Source organism: Pseudomonas cannabina (genome assembly GCF_900100365.1).
Classification (GTDB): Bacteria; Pseudomonadota; Gammaproteobacteria; order Pseudomonadales; family Pseudomonadaceae; genus Aquipseudomonas; species Aquipseudomonas cannabina.
Genome location: NZ_FNKU01000001.1, coordinates 3,047,992 through 3,062,885, shown reverse-complemented (window position 1 = coordinate 3,062,885; position 14,894 = coordinate 3,047,992). Strand labels below are relative to the sequence as shown.

Genomic DNA, 14,894 nt, shown 5'->3' with positions numbered 1-14,894 from the left:
TCAGCAAAATGAGGGCAGAAATCTGCTCGAGAAACGTAAAATAAGGCCGGCAGGTTGAAAAAAACCGGCTTGGAAATGGGGACGGTGCGAACGGGTTAATTGTTCAGCGTCTCCATAGTCTTTCACAGTTTGGCTTCTAGCATATACTGTGCGAACGGCTGTTATATTGCTTTTGCTAGCCGATGCAATTGCTGCTTCATACGCACGGTTGCGCAGTACATTAGTGTTTAATTCGCGGTGATCAGTTTCCGAATTCTCACCTGGACTTTCCTCATGGGCTAATAGATCTGCGGCAGGAACTAGGTGGAATATGACAATTTTTCTGATGTTTCCTTTTTGATCTAGGCCGTCGGTCCACGAAATCTCCGCACATGCAAACTCACCGATGTATTGTTGTCCCTTACTCTTATCAAGTGCCTTGAAAAGATGCAGTGATCGACCGGTTTCTGCATGTGTTTGAATAGCCAAATTTCCTCGAGTTAGAGTCATATCGCCGGTCTGCCCCTCGCCTGTATATGAGTAAACACCGCGAGCGTCTATTTCATCCCGATACCCGTATTGTTCACCTGACGAACCAGTAAATAAAAATACTGCGGGAGCTTTATCTGATGGTGCTATCCCGCTCTGAAAACTTCCACCAAAAGGAGCGTGGATCTCAGATCTACGGTCATATATTTCTCCCTTTATGAATTCGAGTCTCGGCGCTTTTCGAAGATCGACTATCTCGAACCCTCGGGCGCGAAGATATCCATTTGTCGGCCTGCCACCGGTAAAGTCATGAACGGCAATGCCAGTCGCGAGTGACACGATTTTTTTTGCGGGGTACAGCTGACCATCAACGCGGATAGCAAATTTATGTGATCTATTCGATTCCCATGCAGTCCACTCAGGCTGCTTTCTGAACTCATTATCGAATTTTTTTAGTGCCTGATTGATAGCTTTTTGTTCAACCGCCGGAATAGCCATTTCGTCGTCCTTGTAGGAAAAATCTCCTACAACTGTACGAAATTGGTCAGCGTCTTGGCTACCGATACGATTGCTGAGGTCAGAAATTTCTCAGATGCCTTTCCGCATCACATAAAAAAGGCCGCCTTTCCAGACTGTGTGAAAACACACTGATGAAGGCCCAAGCAAACGCCCCGACTTGTTCGGGGCGTTTTTTTTGTATTGGCAGCAGACGAAAAAAATGTCCGCTCAGCCCATCAAAGCCATCAGATGGCGCACACCGAGCACTTTAATCGCTCGTTTCAGGTTATAGGCATTCACCGCCAAGGCCATTTCAGCTTTTGTACCCTCCAGTTGTCGCAGCAAGAAACGGCCATTACCAAATAGCCATTGCTTGAGGTTGCCGAAGGGGTGCTCAACGATGGATCTTCGGTTGGCCATCATCTCAGGATGCGCCTGCATTCTTTGCTCCATCCGCTCGAAAGCCTCTTCATGGGCATGTCGTGAGACATAACGGCGCCGGGCTCGAGTGCATTGCGTTTTCAGCGCGCAGTTGGCGCAGTCATCGACCTCAGCCTGATAGATCCGATCACCTTTGTTGTGCTGTTTTAGCGTTAACCATTTGCCTGCCGGACACTGGAAACGATCGTGTCCGGTCTCATAGATAAAGTCTTTTCGCTCAAAGAGCTGCTCTTCCTGACTGCCAGGGTTTTTCGAACGATTGGGCGGTACATAGGCCGTAATCGAAGCATCCTCGCAGGCCTGAAACTGCTTGCCATTGGAGTAGCCGGCATCGGCAGTGACCGTCAGATCATCTTGCTGTAACTCTGCTTTGGCGGCCTTGGCCATCGGCTCCAGTTGCTTTCGGTCATCGCCATCTTGGGTGACCTCATGATGCAAAATCAGGCAATGCTCGGCGTCCACGACGGTTTGCACGTTGTAGGCCACACGTGGCCCTTTGGCCGTGCGCATCATTCGGGCATCGCTTTCATGGGTGTTGAACTGCTCGATGCCCATCGAACGCATCAGTGCCTGGCAACTCTGATTATCCTGTTGTCGAGCCTCAAGCTGTGCCAGGGCTACCTTGATTGCGCTGCGATCAATTGAATCTGTGGTTTCAGCCTTGTCGGCCTCATCCAGCTCGGCCAGATACTGAGCGATGCGCTTATCCAGTTTTTCTTCCTGGCGCTTGAGCTGCTTCAAATTCACATGACGCCGTGAGGATGCGACCGCCTGAAACTTGCTGCCGTCGATGGCCACCAACTCACCGGCGATCAAGCCTGCCGTGCGACAAAACCGAACGAAAGCACGGCAGGTCGCGATGAAGGCGGGTTTATTGTTCTTGCGAAAATCGGCGATGGTCTTGAAGTCGGGCTTGAGCCGGTTGATCAGCCACATCACTTCGATGTTGCGCTGACACTCGGCTTCAAGACGTCGCGATGAGCGAATCCGCTGAAAATAGCCGTAGAGGTAGAGTTTTAGCTGATCGGCGGGATCATAAGCAGGGCGCCCCGTGCTTTTTGGAATCGCTTTATCGAAGCCCAGTTGCACCAGATCGAGCCTGGCAACGTACAGGTCAATGACACGAACGAGGTGATCCTCGGGGATCAACTCTTCCAGCGAGACCGGGAATAGGCTGGTCTGGCTGCGGGACTCACCTTGGATGTAGGCCATAACGAAAAATGCTCTGTATCTTTCGATACGGAGCATTTTCTTTGAGCGCTGCGCAGATTGCTAGGTTTTCACACAGTCTGTTTCGGCGACCTCTTTTGTGTAGAACTGGCTGGTTGCTAATCAATCCCAGCTCAACGCCCCACCCGTCTGATACTCAATAACCCGAGTCTCAAAGAAATTCTTCTCTTTCTTCAAGTCCATGATCTCGCTCATCCAAGGAAACGGATTCGTCGTCCCAGGATACTCTTCCTTCAGCCCAATCTGGCTCAAACGACGGTTTGCGATGAATTTCAGGTAGTCCTCCATCATCGCCGCGTTCATCCCCAATACGCCGCGGGGCATGGTGTCGCGGGCGTATTCGATTTCCAACTGGGTGCCTTGCAGGATCATTTGCGTGGCTTCTTCTTTCATCTCGGCATCCCACAGGTGCGGGTTTTCGATTTTGATCTGGTTGATCACGTCGATGCCGAAGTTCAAGTGCATGGATTCGTCGCGCAGAATGTACTGGAACTGCTCGGCGACGCCGGTCATTTTGTTGCGGCGGCCCATGGAGAGGATCTGGGTGAAGCCGCAGTAGAAGAAGATGCCTTCTAATACGCAGTAGTAGGCGATCAGGTTGCGCAGCAACTCTTTGTCGGTGTCGACGGTGCCGGTTTCGAACTTCGGATCGGAGATCGAACGGGTGTATTTCAGGCCCCAGGCTGCCTTTTTCGCGACCGACGGAATCTCGTGGTACATGTTGAAGATCTCGCCTTCATCCATGGCCAGCGATTCGATGCAGTACTGGTAAGCGTGGGTGTGGATCGCTTCTTCGAAGGCCTGGCGCAGGATGTACTGGCGGCATTCCGGGTTGGTGATCAGGCGGTACACGGCCAGCACCAGGTTGTTGGCAACCAGTGAGTCGGCGGTGGAGAAGAAGCCGAGGTTGCGCATGACGATGCGGCGCTCGTCGTCGGTCAGGCCTTCCGGGTTTTTCCAGAGGGCGATGTCGGCGGTCATGTTGACTTCTTGCGGCATCCAGTGGTTTGCGCAACCGTCCAGGTATTTCTGCCAGGCCCAGTCGTACTTGAAAGGCACGAGCTGGTTGAGGTCAGCGCGGCAGTTGATCATCATTTTTTCATCAACGGCGACGCGGGCGCTGGCGCCTTCGAGTTCGGCCAGACCTTCAGCGACGTCCAGTGCGTCCAGCGCTTTCTTGGCGCGGATCAGGGCAGCGGAGTCGGCGGCGGTGACGGCGCGTGCTTCTTGCGCAGCCAAGCCACCGGCGCTGTCGAGGCGGTCCATGTTGGCTTCGTTGGCATGACCGGCGTTGGTCGCTTTGGCGACTACTTCGCCGTCTTCCTTATCGAATTCGTCCCAGCTCAGCATGGTGTACGTCTCCTGCCTGAGGGGTTGCCTGTGGCACCCCTGTTGGATTTTCAAAGTATGGGCTGCCAGCGTCGCGCTGAACGTGCGCTGGCAATGGAATTTTTTACTCGGGGTCTGTTGTTGCGATCGGCCGGCTTATGAGTGTGCCGGTCGCTCTTTGAATGTGCTGCCGAGGCTGTGCCTCACAGGCGAGCAGATCGAAAACTCGAGGTTGCTTTCAGACAAGCCAGGTTTGCTTTTGCAAATGGTCATTTGAGTACCCTTGAGCGAGCGCGGATTATACAGATTTTGTCCGGCTCTTGTGCGTGCGTGCGTGACTTCGATGCGGGAATTTCGCCTGTTTTTCGATAACGTCGCCGACCGGTGAGCGGCTTAATGACTGCGCGATATCGGGGCGTAAATCCCTTATGTAGTGTTTGTTTCGTAACTGGAGCGCAGCATATAGTGATGCGTGAAATGCTGCAATCGGCTGCGCAACCGGATATGCGGTTATCTTTCGGGATGTGATGCGGTCAAAGGTTCTCTGTTACCTGCAAATCGCGGGCTGTAACGAACACGGACCGATTGCGTGCGGGAATCAAGCCGCCATGACAGGCGACGAATGGTTATGAGCGATGCGGTCAGGCATCGCTGTTACCTGTGAAGGGGGGATGCGGGAAGGACCGTTCACATCACCAGAACGTACTCATGAAAAACTCGCGGTCCATGTTCTTCGTCCACACGGCAGGTGAAACCCATTTTCTTCGCCAGTTCGTCCATCGCCTCATTTCTGGCAGCGTCCATCGACGATATCTTGCGGAAGCCTTTCTTCGTCGCTGTTTCCATGAGGCGTGTCAGCAACGCAGTGGCTACGCCTCGACGTTGCCAGTTTTTGGAAACTGCAACGGCGAACTCGCAATGAACGTCGCCTTCATAGGCGCCGTAACGCGCAACGCCGATTTCCGTCAGTGCATCGTTTTCGAAGGCCAGTGCCAGGTAGGCGTTACGATTTCGCGAGTCGATGTCCATGAGCTGATCGTGCACCTCTGCCTGATCGCTGAAAGAGCCCAGAAAGCGGAAATGCGCCATGTCCTCGCCCAGATCCTTGAGAAAAGTGAATTCCCTGGCTCGGTCTTTATCTGCCAGCTGACGAATCAGCATCGGGGTTCCATCGGCTAATTTCTCGATCCAGTAACCGTCGGTCAGATCGTGAGTTTCTTCGTCGAAACGTTTGAGGATGTCTGCTGTGTGAGGCATGCGAGTAGCTCCGGATGTACGAAAGGAATGTCCTTTTGCAAGCTAGTCCGGTCAATGTACGACACCGCTGTTATCGGCTCGCTGACCGGGTCGGCAGACAGTCGGTCAGTTGATGAGCAGATGGTTGTCGACGTTTTTAACCCCCGGCACTGCCCAGGCGGCATGCTCGACGGCTTTGCGTTCACGCCATCGATGAACGTAGCCTTCAAGCGTCACTTGATTGCCTTCGGCGGTGACGCGAATTTTGCTGGCATCCAGTTCCGAACTTCGCGCCAGTGCCTGATCGATCAATGTCTTGATGTCCAGGGCAACGCTTTCAGGTTTGACGATCAGCAGGTTGTCGAGGCCCGCGATGCCAGCGAGGGTGTTGATGGCTTTTTGGGCGGCTTCTTTCTGGTACTGCCACTCCACATCGCCTTCAAGCGTGACCCATCCCCGCTGCACCTTGATCTGAATGGCCTGCTCGCGTGATGCGCTGTTCCAGTGAATCAGGTCCAGGCAACGCGACGCGATCACGCTGTCGTCAATGTAGAGCTCGCTCGGCACTCGCACATCGAGTTCTTCAGCCACGGCTCTGACGCCCTTGACGCTCTTGACTGCGCGTTCGGCCGCGATTTTTTCGGCGAAGGTTTTCACATGCCCGCTGAGCACCACCACGCCGTTTTCAATCGTGACGCCAATCGCGGCAGCGTCGATGTGGGGCAAAAACTCAAGCTCGTCCAGAATCGTTCTGCGTAGCGTCAGGTCGCTCATGCTGAGCCCTCTTGATGATTGACGGCGCGGCAGTTCATGGCGTGCCGCAGCCACACCATTGAATACCCTCCAACACGTCAAACATTGAGTTTTGTCAGTTAAAGCCTTTTGCTTGATGCCCGTCGGTCTGCGCCCGCCGAACGGTCGGCGTGTGTGCTCCAGTACTTCTGCATCTCGATAAACAGGAATGACGCCGTCCAGGTGATGAGCACCAGGCCCGTCAGGGCTTCGAGTCCAGTCAGGTATTTGAGCGGGCCAGTGGGCGTGATGTCGCCAAAACCGATGGTGGTGAACGTCGTGAACGAGAAGTACACCGAATCCATGAAGCTGCCGTCGAAATTGCCGGTGAGACGACCCAGCGAGTCCGAGCGGTTCATCAGGTAATAGCCCAGCGCGAATATCCAGACTTGGATGGCATGGGCGACCAGCGCGCCCAATACGCCGAAGACCATCCTGAACCGATGCCAGAGGTTGAGTCTGGGCATCAGTTGGTTCAGGCGCAGCAGGCATTCGTAATGAACGATGACCACTGTGGTGATGATCAGGGCGTTGATCAATGTGACAGCGATCATTGGAGGGTATCCCGCCCGGACGGATTCACAGGGTTTTTGCGCGGGAGCTTCACCCGTGAATCAACGCTTGCAGGCGGTCCAGGTCGAGGATCTCTACCTGACGGCCGGAAATGCTGACAATGCGCAGTTTGCGCAAGTTGGCGATGGCACGACAAATCGTTTCAAGTCGTAACCCAAGGTAGGAGGCGATGTCTTCGCGGGTCATACGCAACACAAACGCTGTCGCCGAATAGCCGCGGCTGCTCATTCGGCCGGACAGGTTGAGCAGGAAGGCGGCCATGCGCTCTTCTGCATTGAGGTTGCCCAGCAGCAGTAACATCTGATGGTCACGGACGATCTCTTTGCTCAGCACGCGATTGAGGTTGTGCTGCAGTGAGGGCATTTCTCGCGACAGGTGTTCCAGATGGGTGAAACGAATAGGGCACACTTCGCTGTCTTCCAGTGCGATGGCGTCGCATACGTGGCGGTTGTTGCTGATTGCGTCACAGCCCAGCAATTCTCCCGACATCTGAAAGCCGGTCAGTTGGTCGCGCCCGTCCTGCGAAGAAATCGTCGTTTTGAAAAAACCGAAACGCACCGCGTACAACGACCGCAACGGATCGCCGGCGCGATAAAGCGCCGCGCCTTTTTTCACTTTGACGGGCTGAGGAATGATTGCGGACAAGCGATCAGTGTCGTTGACGCTCATGCCGACTGAAAGGCACAGCTCTCGAACACTGCAACTTGAGCACTCTGCCTTGAGGTACGAACCGTTGATGGCTGCCAAATGGGCGGTCATGGCGTGCTCCCTGTTCAAATCAGCATAGGCGCGTCGAGCGTGCAGTGATAGCAGGCATTTGAAATGTGGATGAGCGGGACCGGATGCTGTTTTCAGTGTTGAGTGAGCTGATCGACGAGTCTGTCGTGGCTTTCTGATCCAGATCAATACCGTCGTGATTGCGACGCTCAGACTGGCCCCGGTTGTTTGCATTGAGCCAGGTTTCGCCAGTGCGAACCCCAAGCCATCGACGGAGTGCTCCATGACGGATCAATCGCAGCCCGTGCTGCTGGTGCTCAATACCGGTTCTTCCAGCATCAAGTTCTCTTTGTACAACGCGGCTGCGCTGACCGCGTCCGGGCCGCAGTGCCTGGGCAATGGCAGTTTCGAGGTGCGCAAGGACACCGAAAGGCTGATCTTCCAGAGCACTGACAGCCTTGCGCAAAAATGTGAGGAGTGGCTACGTAACGATGCCTCGCCAGACAGGGCCTCGCCAGACAGCGGCACGCTCGCCAACCTGATGGACTGGATCGAACGCTACACGGGCGGGCAAATCTGCGCCGCCGCGCACCGTGTCGTTCATGGCGGCAGCCGGACGCACGTCGCAGAGCGAGTCGATGCTGCGCTCATCGCTGACATGCAGGCGCTGGTTCCGCTGGCGCCCTTGCATCAGCCGTTGTGCCTGGCACCCATGACCTATTTGAGCCGTGAGCACGGCGGGCTGGTGCAATTCGCCTGTTTCGATACCGCGTTTCACCACACGCTGGACGCGCTCGAAACCCGTTTCGGCCTGCCTGCGGCGCTCACCGCGCAGGGCGTTCGGCGCTATGGCTTTCATGGCTTGTCTTACGAATACATCGCCAGCGTGCTCCCGCACTACGATCAGCGTGCGGCACAAGGGCGGACAATCGTTGCTCATCTGGGCAATGGCGCAAGTCTGTGCGCCATGCACAACCGGGTCAGTCGCGGCACAACCATGGGCTTCAGTACCCTGGACGGCGTGCTGATGGGCACGCGCCCCGGTCGCCTGGACCCGGGCGTGCTGCTGTATCTGCTGCGCGAATGCGGCATGAGTGTGCAGGCGCTGGAACATTTGCTGTATCACGAATGCGGGCTGCTGGGCGTTTCCGGTGGCATTTCCAGTGACATGCGCGAGTTGTCTGCCAGTCAGGCCCCTGAGGCGCGAGACGCCATCGCGCTGTTCGTTCGCAGTGTGGTGCGCGAGATAGGCAGCCTGGCCGCGATCTTGGGCGGTATCGATGCGCTGGTCTTTACCGGCGGCATCGGTGAGCACGCTTGTGAGGTGCGCGACGCGATTATTGACGGTTGCGCCTGGCTGGGTCTCACGCGCGACCGGGTTACACCGCCTCGATCTGCGGCCCGGCTGTCGCGCCCCGACAGCGCTGTTTCGGCCTGGACGATCGCCACCGACGAAAACGCCATCATCGCCCGCCATGCGCTCGGGCTGCTGCACGACCGCACCTGAACCCTTCCATGCATTTGAACCTGCGAGTCGCAAGGCTTGTGCATTGCACCCTATGGAGTCGCCATGTATCACTTCAACTCAACACTTTCCAGCGCCGAACAATCGGATGCTGAATCAGCCACGCAGCCTGAACTGACAGGCAGTGAAGCCGGACCGCTGGACGCCGATCTGCTCTCACGCCTGCATCGTTACTGGAACGCCGCCAATTACCTGTGCGTCGGCCAGATCTACCTGAAAGCCAATGCGCTGCTGCGCGAGCCGTTGCTGGCCGAGCACATCAAGCCTCGACTGCTGGGGCACTGGGGCACTTCGGTTGGGCAGAATTTTATCTATGTGCACCTCAATCGCCTGATTTGCGAGCGGCGGATCGAGACGATTTTCATCTCCGGCCCAGGTCATGGCGGCCCGACCCTGAACGCCTGCGCCTGGCTTGAAGGCACTTACAGTGAAGTGCATCCCGACATCTCTGCGGATGAAGAGGGCATGCTGAACTTCTTTCGCAGCTTCTCCACCCCCGGTGGCATCCCCAGCCATTGCGGCCCGCACACACCCAACTCCCTGCATGAAGGCGGAGAGCTGGGCTACTCGCTGATGCACGCCTTTGGCGCTGTTTTCGACAATCCCCACCTGCTGGTCGCCTGCGTCATCGGCGATGGCGAAGCTGAAACCTGTCCGCTGGAAGGCAGCTGGAAAAGTGTTCACTTTCTCGACCCTCGTCGGGACGGGGCGGTGCTGCCGATCCTGCACCTCAATGGCTACAAGATTTCCGGGCCGACGGTCGAAGCGCGCTTGCCGGACGAGCAGTTGCTCGAGCTGTACCGGGGGCGCGGTTATCAGCCGATTATCGTCGCGGGTGATGATCTGCCGGGCATGCATCAGCGGTTCGCGGCCGCGCTCAATACCTGTCACGACGCGATCCGCGAACAACAGGCGCGCTCCAGAAGCGGCGGTGACGCTGCACGTGCGCGCTGGCCGATGATTATCCTGCGCAGCCCGAAAGGCTGGACCGGGCCGAAAATCGTGGATGGTGTGCCGGTGGAAGGCACGTTCCGCGCTCATCAGGTGCCGCTGGCCAATGTCATCGGTAACCCGCAGCACCTCCAGCAACTGGAGAGCTGGATGCGCAGTTACGCGCCCGAGACCTTGTTCGATCAGAGCGGCCGTTTGCTGCCTGAACTTCAGGCGTTGACCCCGCCATTGGCGTTGCGCATGGGCGCTGTCCCGAGTGTGAACGGTGGGCGCGTGCTGGTGGCGCTGGATTTGCCGAACTTCGCCGACTATGGCCTGGAAGTGCCGGGCCCCGGTCAGGTCATCGCCGAAGCACCGCGCCGCCTGGGCGAATACTTGCGTGATGTGATGCGCAACAACCCGCATAACTTCCGTGTCTTCGGGCCTGACGAGACCAACTCCAATCGCCTCAACGCTGTGTTCGAGGCCAGCGACCGCACTGCGCCAGGGCCGTGTCTGGAGATTGACGATCACCTGGCCGCAGAGGGCAGGGTGATGGAAGTGCTGAGCGAGCACCTGTGTGAAGGCTGGCTGGAAGGATATCTGCTGACCGGCCGACACGGCATGTGGTCAACCTACGAAGCGTTCGCGCAAGTGGTCGATTCCATGGTCACCCAGCATGCCAAATGGTTGCAGCAGAGCCGCGAGTTTGCCTGGCGGCGTCCGCTGGCCTCACTCAACATTCTGATCAGCAGCCACGCCTGGCGTAACGACCACAACGGTTTCAGCCATCAGTCCACCGGGTTCGTCGACAACGTGTTGCAGCGCCGAGCCGACGTGGTGAGGGTGTATTACCCGCCGGATTCCAATTGCCTGGTCAACGTCTTCGACCACTGCCTGCGCAGCCGCAACTACATAAACGTGGTGACCTGCGGTAAACAACCCGACTTTCAGTGGCTGGACTTCGATGCAGCGCTCAAACATTGCTCGCAAGGTGCGTCGATCTGGGACTTCGCAGGCAATGACGACGGAGAGCAGCCGGACGTGGTGCTGGGCTGTGCGGGTGATGTGCCGACCACTGAGGCGGTGGCGGCAGCCTGGTTGCTGCAAAAATATGTGCCGGGTATTCGCGTAAGGCTGGTTAATGTCGTCGACCTCGGCATTTTAAGCGCACCTGAAGATCGGCCTCACGGTATGGACCATGTGTCGTTCGAGGCATTGTTCACCCGCGACGCGCCAGTGATGTTCGCCTTTCACGGTTCGACTTGGGTGATCCATTCCATGGTGCATGGTCGCGCCAACGAGGCACGCTTTCATGTGCGTGGTTTCAGTGATCGTGGCACCACGACGACGCCGTTCGACATGGTCGTGCTCAACCGCTTGAGTCGTTATCAACTGGCCATCGACGCGTTGAGTCACGTACCCCGTTTGCGTGCGCAGAGTCTGGATGCGGTGCATTTTTTCGAGAGTCAGTTACGCAAGCATCACACCTGGATCCGTGAACATTTTGAGGACATGCCGGAGATTCGCAACTGGTGCTGGACGGCCGATTTCAGCGAATCGCAGACACCGCCGCCGCTGGCCAAAGGGCATAGCCGGGGGCAGACGTTTACCGATGCGTGAGGGGTTGCGTGAGCGAATGGTGGTGTTGCGCAACGGCAGGGAGCCGTTTACAGGCGGGTGAGGGGCGGAGCAGTTTGCCCCCACGCTGGTGTCGCCAACGTGGGGGCAAGTCAGGCTTTGACGGTTACTGGCAAGCCTCACAATCCGGCTCGTCAATTGCGCAAGCCTTTGGCACTGGGGCCGGGCCTGCCGGAGCGGCTTCGGTTGGACGTGGGGCGGTGATCGCCGAGTCGTCCGGGCCGTGGCCGCCGCTCGATACGGCGTTGAGCTTGCCGGTGTTGACGGTGGACTTCTCGGTGCTGGTCGCCGCCAGGGCACGGAGGTAGTAAGTGGTTTTAAGACCACGGTACCATGCCATGCGGTAGGTCACGTCCAGTTTCTTGCCCGACGCGCCAGCGATGTACAGGTTCAGCGACTGAGCCTGGTCGATCCACTTCTGACGACGGCTTGCGGCGTCGACGATCCACTTGGTGTCCACTTCGAAAGCGGTCGCGTAAAGCTCTTTGAGCTCCTGCGGGATGCGCTCGATCTGTTGCACCGAACCGTCGTAGTACTTCAGGTCGTTGATCATGACCGAGTCCCACAGGTCGCGAGCCTTGAGGTCGCGAACTAGGTACGGGTTGATCACGGTGAATTCGCCGGACAGGTTCGATTTCACGTACAGGTTCTGGTACGTCGGTTCGATCGACTGCGACACGCCAGTGATGTTGGCGATGGTGGCGGTCGGTGCGATGGCCATGATGTTCGAGTTACGGATACCTTTCTGTACGCGGGCACGAACCGGCGCCCAGTCCAGGGTTTCTTTCAGGTCGACGCTGATGTACTTCTCGCCACGCTGCTCGATCAGGATCTGTTGCGAATCCAGCGGCAGGATGCCTTTGGACCACAGCGAACCCTGGAACGTCTCGTAGGCACCGCGCTCGTCAGCCAGGTCGCAGGACGCCTGAATGGCGTAGTAGCTGACCGCTTCCATCGACGTGTCGGCGAACTGCACGGCAGCATCCGAACCATATGGAATGTGTTGCAGGTACAGCGCGTCCTGGAAGCCCATGATGCCCAGGCCGACCGGACGGTGGCGCAGGTTGGAGTTGCGGGCTTGCGGCACCGAGTAGTAGTTGATGTCGATCACGTTATCGAGCATGCGCACGGCGACGTCGACGGTGCGCTTGAGCTTGTCGGTGTCCAGCTTGCCGTCGACGATGTGGTTCTGCAGGTTGATCGAGCCCAGGTTGCAGACCGCGATCTCGTCCTTGTTGGTGTTCAGGGTGATCTCGGTGCACAGGTTCGAGCTGTGAACCACGCCCACGTGCTGCTGCGGGCTGCGCAGGTTGCACGGGTCCTTGAAGGTCAGCCATGGGTGGCCGGTTTCGAACAGCATCGAGAGCATCTTGCGCCACAGATCCTTGGCCTGGATGGTCTTGAACAGCTTGATCTTGCAAGGGTATTCGGTCAGCGCTTCGTAGTACTCGTAACGTTCCTGGAAGGCCTTGCCGGTCAGGTCGTGCAGGTCCGGTACTTCGGAGGGCGAGAACAGGGTCCACGGGCCGTCGTCGAAGACGCGCTTCATGAACAGGTCAGGGATCCAGTTGGCGGTGTTCATGTCGTGGGTACGACGACGATCATCACCGGTGTTCTTGCGCAGCTCGATGAACTCTTCGATGTCCATGTGCCAGGTTTCCAGGTAGGCACAGACAGCGCCTTTGCGCTTGCCGCCCTGGTTGACCGCAACGGCAGTGTCGTTGACCACTTTCAGGAACGGCACGACGCCTTGCGATTTGCCGTTGGTGCCCTTGATGTACGAGCCCAGCGCGCGAACCGGCGTCCAGTCGTTGCCCAGACCGCCTGCGAATTTGGACAGCATGGCGTTGTCGTGGATCGCGTGGTAGATGCCCGACAGGTCATCCGGCACGGTGGTCAGGTAGCAGCTGGACAGCTGTGGACGCAGGGTGCCGGCGTTGAACAGCGTCGGGGTCGACGACATGTAGTCGAACGACGACAGCAGGTTGTAGAACTCGATGGCGCGGTCTTCACGGGCTTTCTCTTCGATTGCCAGGCCCATGGCCACGCGCATGAAGAAGATCTGCGGCAACTCGAAACGCACGCCATCCTTGTGGATGAAGTAACGGTCGTACAGGGTTTGCAGGCCCAGGTACGTGAATTGCTGATCACGCTCGTGGTTGATCGCCTTGCCGAGTTTTTCGAGGTCGAAATCCGCCAGCACAGGGTTGAGCAGTTCGAACTTGATGCCGGTGGCGACGTAGGCCGGTAGCGCCTTGGCGTACAGGTCGGCCATTTCGTGGTGGGTGGCGCTTTCGGCGACACCGAGGAAACCCAGGCCTTCGGCGCGCAGGGTGTCCATCAGCAGGCGGGCGGTGACGAACGAGTAGTTCGGCTCGCGCTCGACCAGCGTCCGCGCGGTCATGACCAGTGCGGTGTTGACGTCTTTCAGCGCCACGCCGTCGTACAGGTTTTTCAGGGTTTCGGTCTGGATCAGGTTGGCGTCGACTTCAGCCAAGCCTTCGCACGCTTCGGTGACGATGGTGTTCAGGCGACCCATGTCCAACGGCGCGAAGCTGCCGTCGGCGCGGGTGATGCGGATCGACGGATGAGCCTGGACCTGCTCTTCGGTGGCGCGACCGGCACGCTCCTTGGCGCGCGAATCACGGTAGATGACGTAGTCGCGAGCCACTTTCTGCTCGCCAGCGCGCATCAGGGCCAGTTCGACCTGATCCTGGATTTCTTCGATGTGGATGGTGCCGCCCGAAGGCATGCGCCGTTTGAACGTGGCGCTGACCTGTTCGGTCAGGCGCGCAACGGTGTCGTGGATGCGCGACGAGGCAGCAGCATTGCCGCCTTCAACTGCAAGAAACGCCTTGGTGATGGCTACGGTGATCTTGTCATCGGTGTAAGGGACGACGGTACCGTTACGCTTGATCACACGCAGTTGACCGGGAGCCGTGGCAGACAGATCCTGTTGGGTCTGGCTTGCCTGCGGCGCGCCGGTCGGCGAGTTCTCGCGAGTTGTGTCTGTTTGCATGTGTGACTCCACGTTCCTTTAAATGTGTTCGGGCATTGCTGCCCACCGTTTCGTTTCGAGCAGTGAGTCGCAAAACGGCGACTCAATGGCTCCAAAACGAAAGTGGAAGCGGGGTCTGTCACCGCTGCCAGTTTTTGAAGCCAAAAAGGACCGGGCCAGGCCCGATCCTTTGAAAACTGATGAAGAATGCGTCTTTGATGTTGCAAACCGTGTACTGCGCGGCCCCGGTCCGGCGCGAGCGATCTGGTTATCGAAAACGACTTGAATTTCAACCCCGCAAACGCAAGAAAAGTGCTTGAGTTTCTCGATTGAGTTGTGCTGGGTTTTTGGAGGGAAACCCTACATGTAGGGTGTCCCTCGCAGTCGGGCTACAAGATAATGCGTTTTGGACATGAATTGCAACGCACCGCCTGTGGATAAACTTGTGAGTAGTTTGTGTATGAAACGCCCGCCACGCGTGTAGGCCGCATAACTACTGGAGCTGACCGTTTGTCA

The 14,894-nt window shown here is 57.4% G+C and carries 10 protein-coding genes; 2 read left to right on the top strand and 8 right to left on the bottom strand.

The features are described 5' to 3' along the window. The 7 genes from BLT55_RS14410 to BLT55_RS14375 form a co-directional block, all read right to left on the bottom strand. Window positions 1-966, bottom strand: a complete 966-nt coding sequence (locus BLT55_RS14410; RefSeq protein ID WP_190934545.1) for an SRA domain-containing endonuclease — start codon at window positions 964-966, stop codon at window positions 1-3. A gap of 228 nt (window positions 967-1,194) precedes the next feature. Beyond that, a complete protein-coding gene (locus BLT55_RS14405) occupies window positions 1,195-2,619 on the bottom strand; it encodes an IS1182-like element ISPsy6 family transposase (RefSeq protein WP_055001182.1) in 1,425 nt (474 codons plus the stop codon). 120 nt (window positions 2,620-2,739) lie between these two features. Further along, window positions 2,740-3,987: a ribonucleotide-diphosphate reductase subunit beta gene (locus BLT55_RS14400; protein ID WP_003393710.1), complete on the bottom strand. Its 1,248-nt coding sequence runs from the start codon at window positions 3,985-3,987 to the stop codon at window positions 2,740-2,742. Window positions 3,988-4,653: 666 nt separating this feature from the next. Next, window positions 4,654-5,223: a GNAT family N-acetyltransferase gene (locus BLT55_RS14390; RefSeq protein WP_055001423.1), complete on the bottom strand. Its 570-nt coding sequence runs from the start codon at window positions 5,221-5,223 to the stop codon at window positions 4,654-4,656. Window positions 5,224-5,328: 105 nt separating this feature from the next. Further along, window positions 5,329-5,976 (bottom strand): BON domain-containing protein, encoded by a 648-nt coding sequence (locus BLT55_RS14385; RefSeq protein WP_055001422.1) that lies wholly within the window; start codon window positions 5,974-5,976, stop codon window positions 5,329-5,331. 98 nt (window positions 5,977-6,074) lie between these two features. Continuing rightward, window positions 6,075-6,548, bottom strand: a complete 474-nt coding sequence (locus tag BLT55_RS14380; protein ID WP_055001421.1) for a potassium channel family protein — start codon at window positions 6,546-6,548, stop codon at window positions 6,075-6,077. A gap of 49 nt (window positions 6,549-6,597) precedes the next feature. Next, window positions 6,598-7,326, bottom strand: coding sequence for a helix-turn-helix domain-containing protein (locus BLT55_RS14375; RefSeq protein ID WP_055001420.1), 729 nt, complete (start codon window positions 7,324-7,326; stop codon window positions 6,598-6,600). Window positions 7,327-7,567: 241 nt separating this feature from the next. On the opposite strand from BLT55_RS14375, the gene BLT55_RS14365 reads away from it, so the two are divergent. Together BLT55_RS14365 and BLT55_RS14360 are read left to right on the top strand one after the other, a co-directional pair. Continuing rightward, complete coding sequence (locus BLT55_RS14365) at window positions 7,568-8,791, top strand: acetate/propionate family kinase (protein WP_055001419.1); 1,224 nt, start codon at window positions 7,568-7,570, stop codon at window positions 8,789-8,791. A gap of 63 nt (window positions 8,792-8,854) precedes the next feature. Then, window positions 8,855-11,362: a phosphoketolase family protein gene (locus tag BLT55_RS14360; RefSeq protein ID WP_055001418.1), complete on the top strand. Its 2,508-nt coding sequence runs from the start codon at window positions 8,855-8,857 to the stop codon at window positions 11,360-11,362. A gap of 124 nt (window positions 11,363-11,486) precedes the next feature. Here the strand turns inward: BLT55_RS14360 and BLT55_RS14355 are convergent, their stop codons facing one another. Continuing rightward, entirely contained in the window at window positions 11,487-14,399 is a 2,913-nt protein-coding gene (locus BLT55_RS14355) for a ribonucleoside-diphosphate reductase subunit alpha (protein ID WP_055001417.1), read from the bottom strand. Window positions 14,400-14,894 lie beyond the last annotated feature (495 nt).

Coding starts and splice junctions, on each gene's coding strand:
- BLT55_RS14410 (WP_190934545.1), bottom strand. CDS start 966: ATGGCTATTCCGGCGGTTGAACAAAAAGCTATCAATCAGGCACTAAAA.
- BLT55_RS14405 (WP_055001182.1), bottom strand. CDS start 2,619: ATGGCCTACATCCAAGGTGAGTCCCGCAGCCAGACCAGCCTATTCCCG.
- BLT55_RS14400 (WP_003393710.1), bottom strand. CDS start 3,987: ATGCTGAGCTGGGACGAATTCGATAAGGAAGACGGCGAAGTAGTCGCC.
- BLT55_RS14390 (WP_055001423.1), bottom strand. CDS start 5,223: ATGCCTCACACAGCAGACATCCTCAAACGTTTCGACGAAGAAACTCAC.
- BLT55_RS14385 (WP_055001422.1), bottom strand. CDS start 5,976: ATGAGCGACCTGACGCTACGCAGAACGATTCTGGACGAGCTTGAGTTT.
- BLT55_RS14380 (WP_055001421.1), bottom strand. CDS start 6,548: ATGATCGCTGTCACATTGATCAACGCCCTGATCATCACCACAGTGGTC.
- BLT55_RS14375 (WP_055001420.1), bottom strand. CDS start 7,326: ATGACCGCCCATTTGGCAGCCATCAACGGTTCGTACCTCAAGGCAGAG.
- BLT55_RS14365 (WP_055001419.1), top strand. CDS start 7,568: ATGACGGATCAATCGCAGCCCGTGCTGCTGGTGCTCAATACCGGTTCT.
- BLT55_RS14360 (WP_055001418.1), top strand. CDS start 8,855: ATGTATCACTTCAACTCAACACTTTCCAGCGCCGAACAATCGGATGCT.
- BLT55_RS14355 (WP_055001417.1), bottom strand. CDS start 14,399: ATGCAAACAGACACAACTCGCGAGAACTCGCCGACCGGCGCGCCGCAG.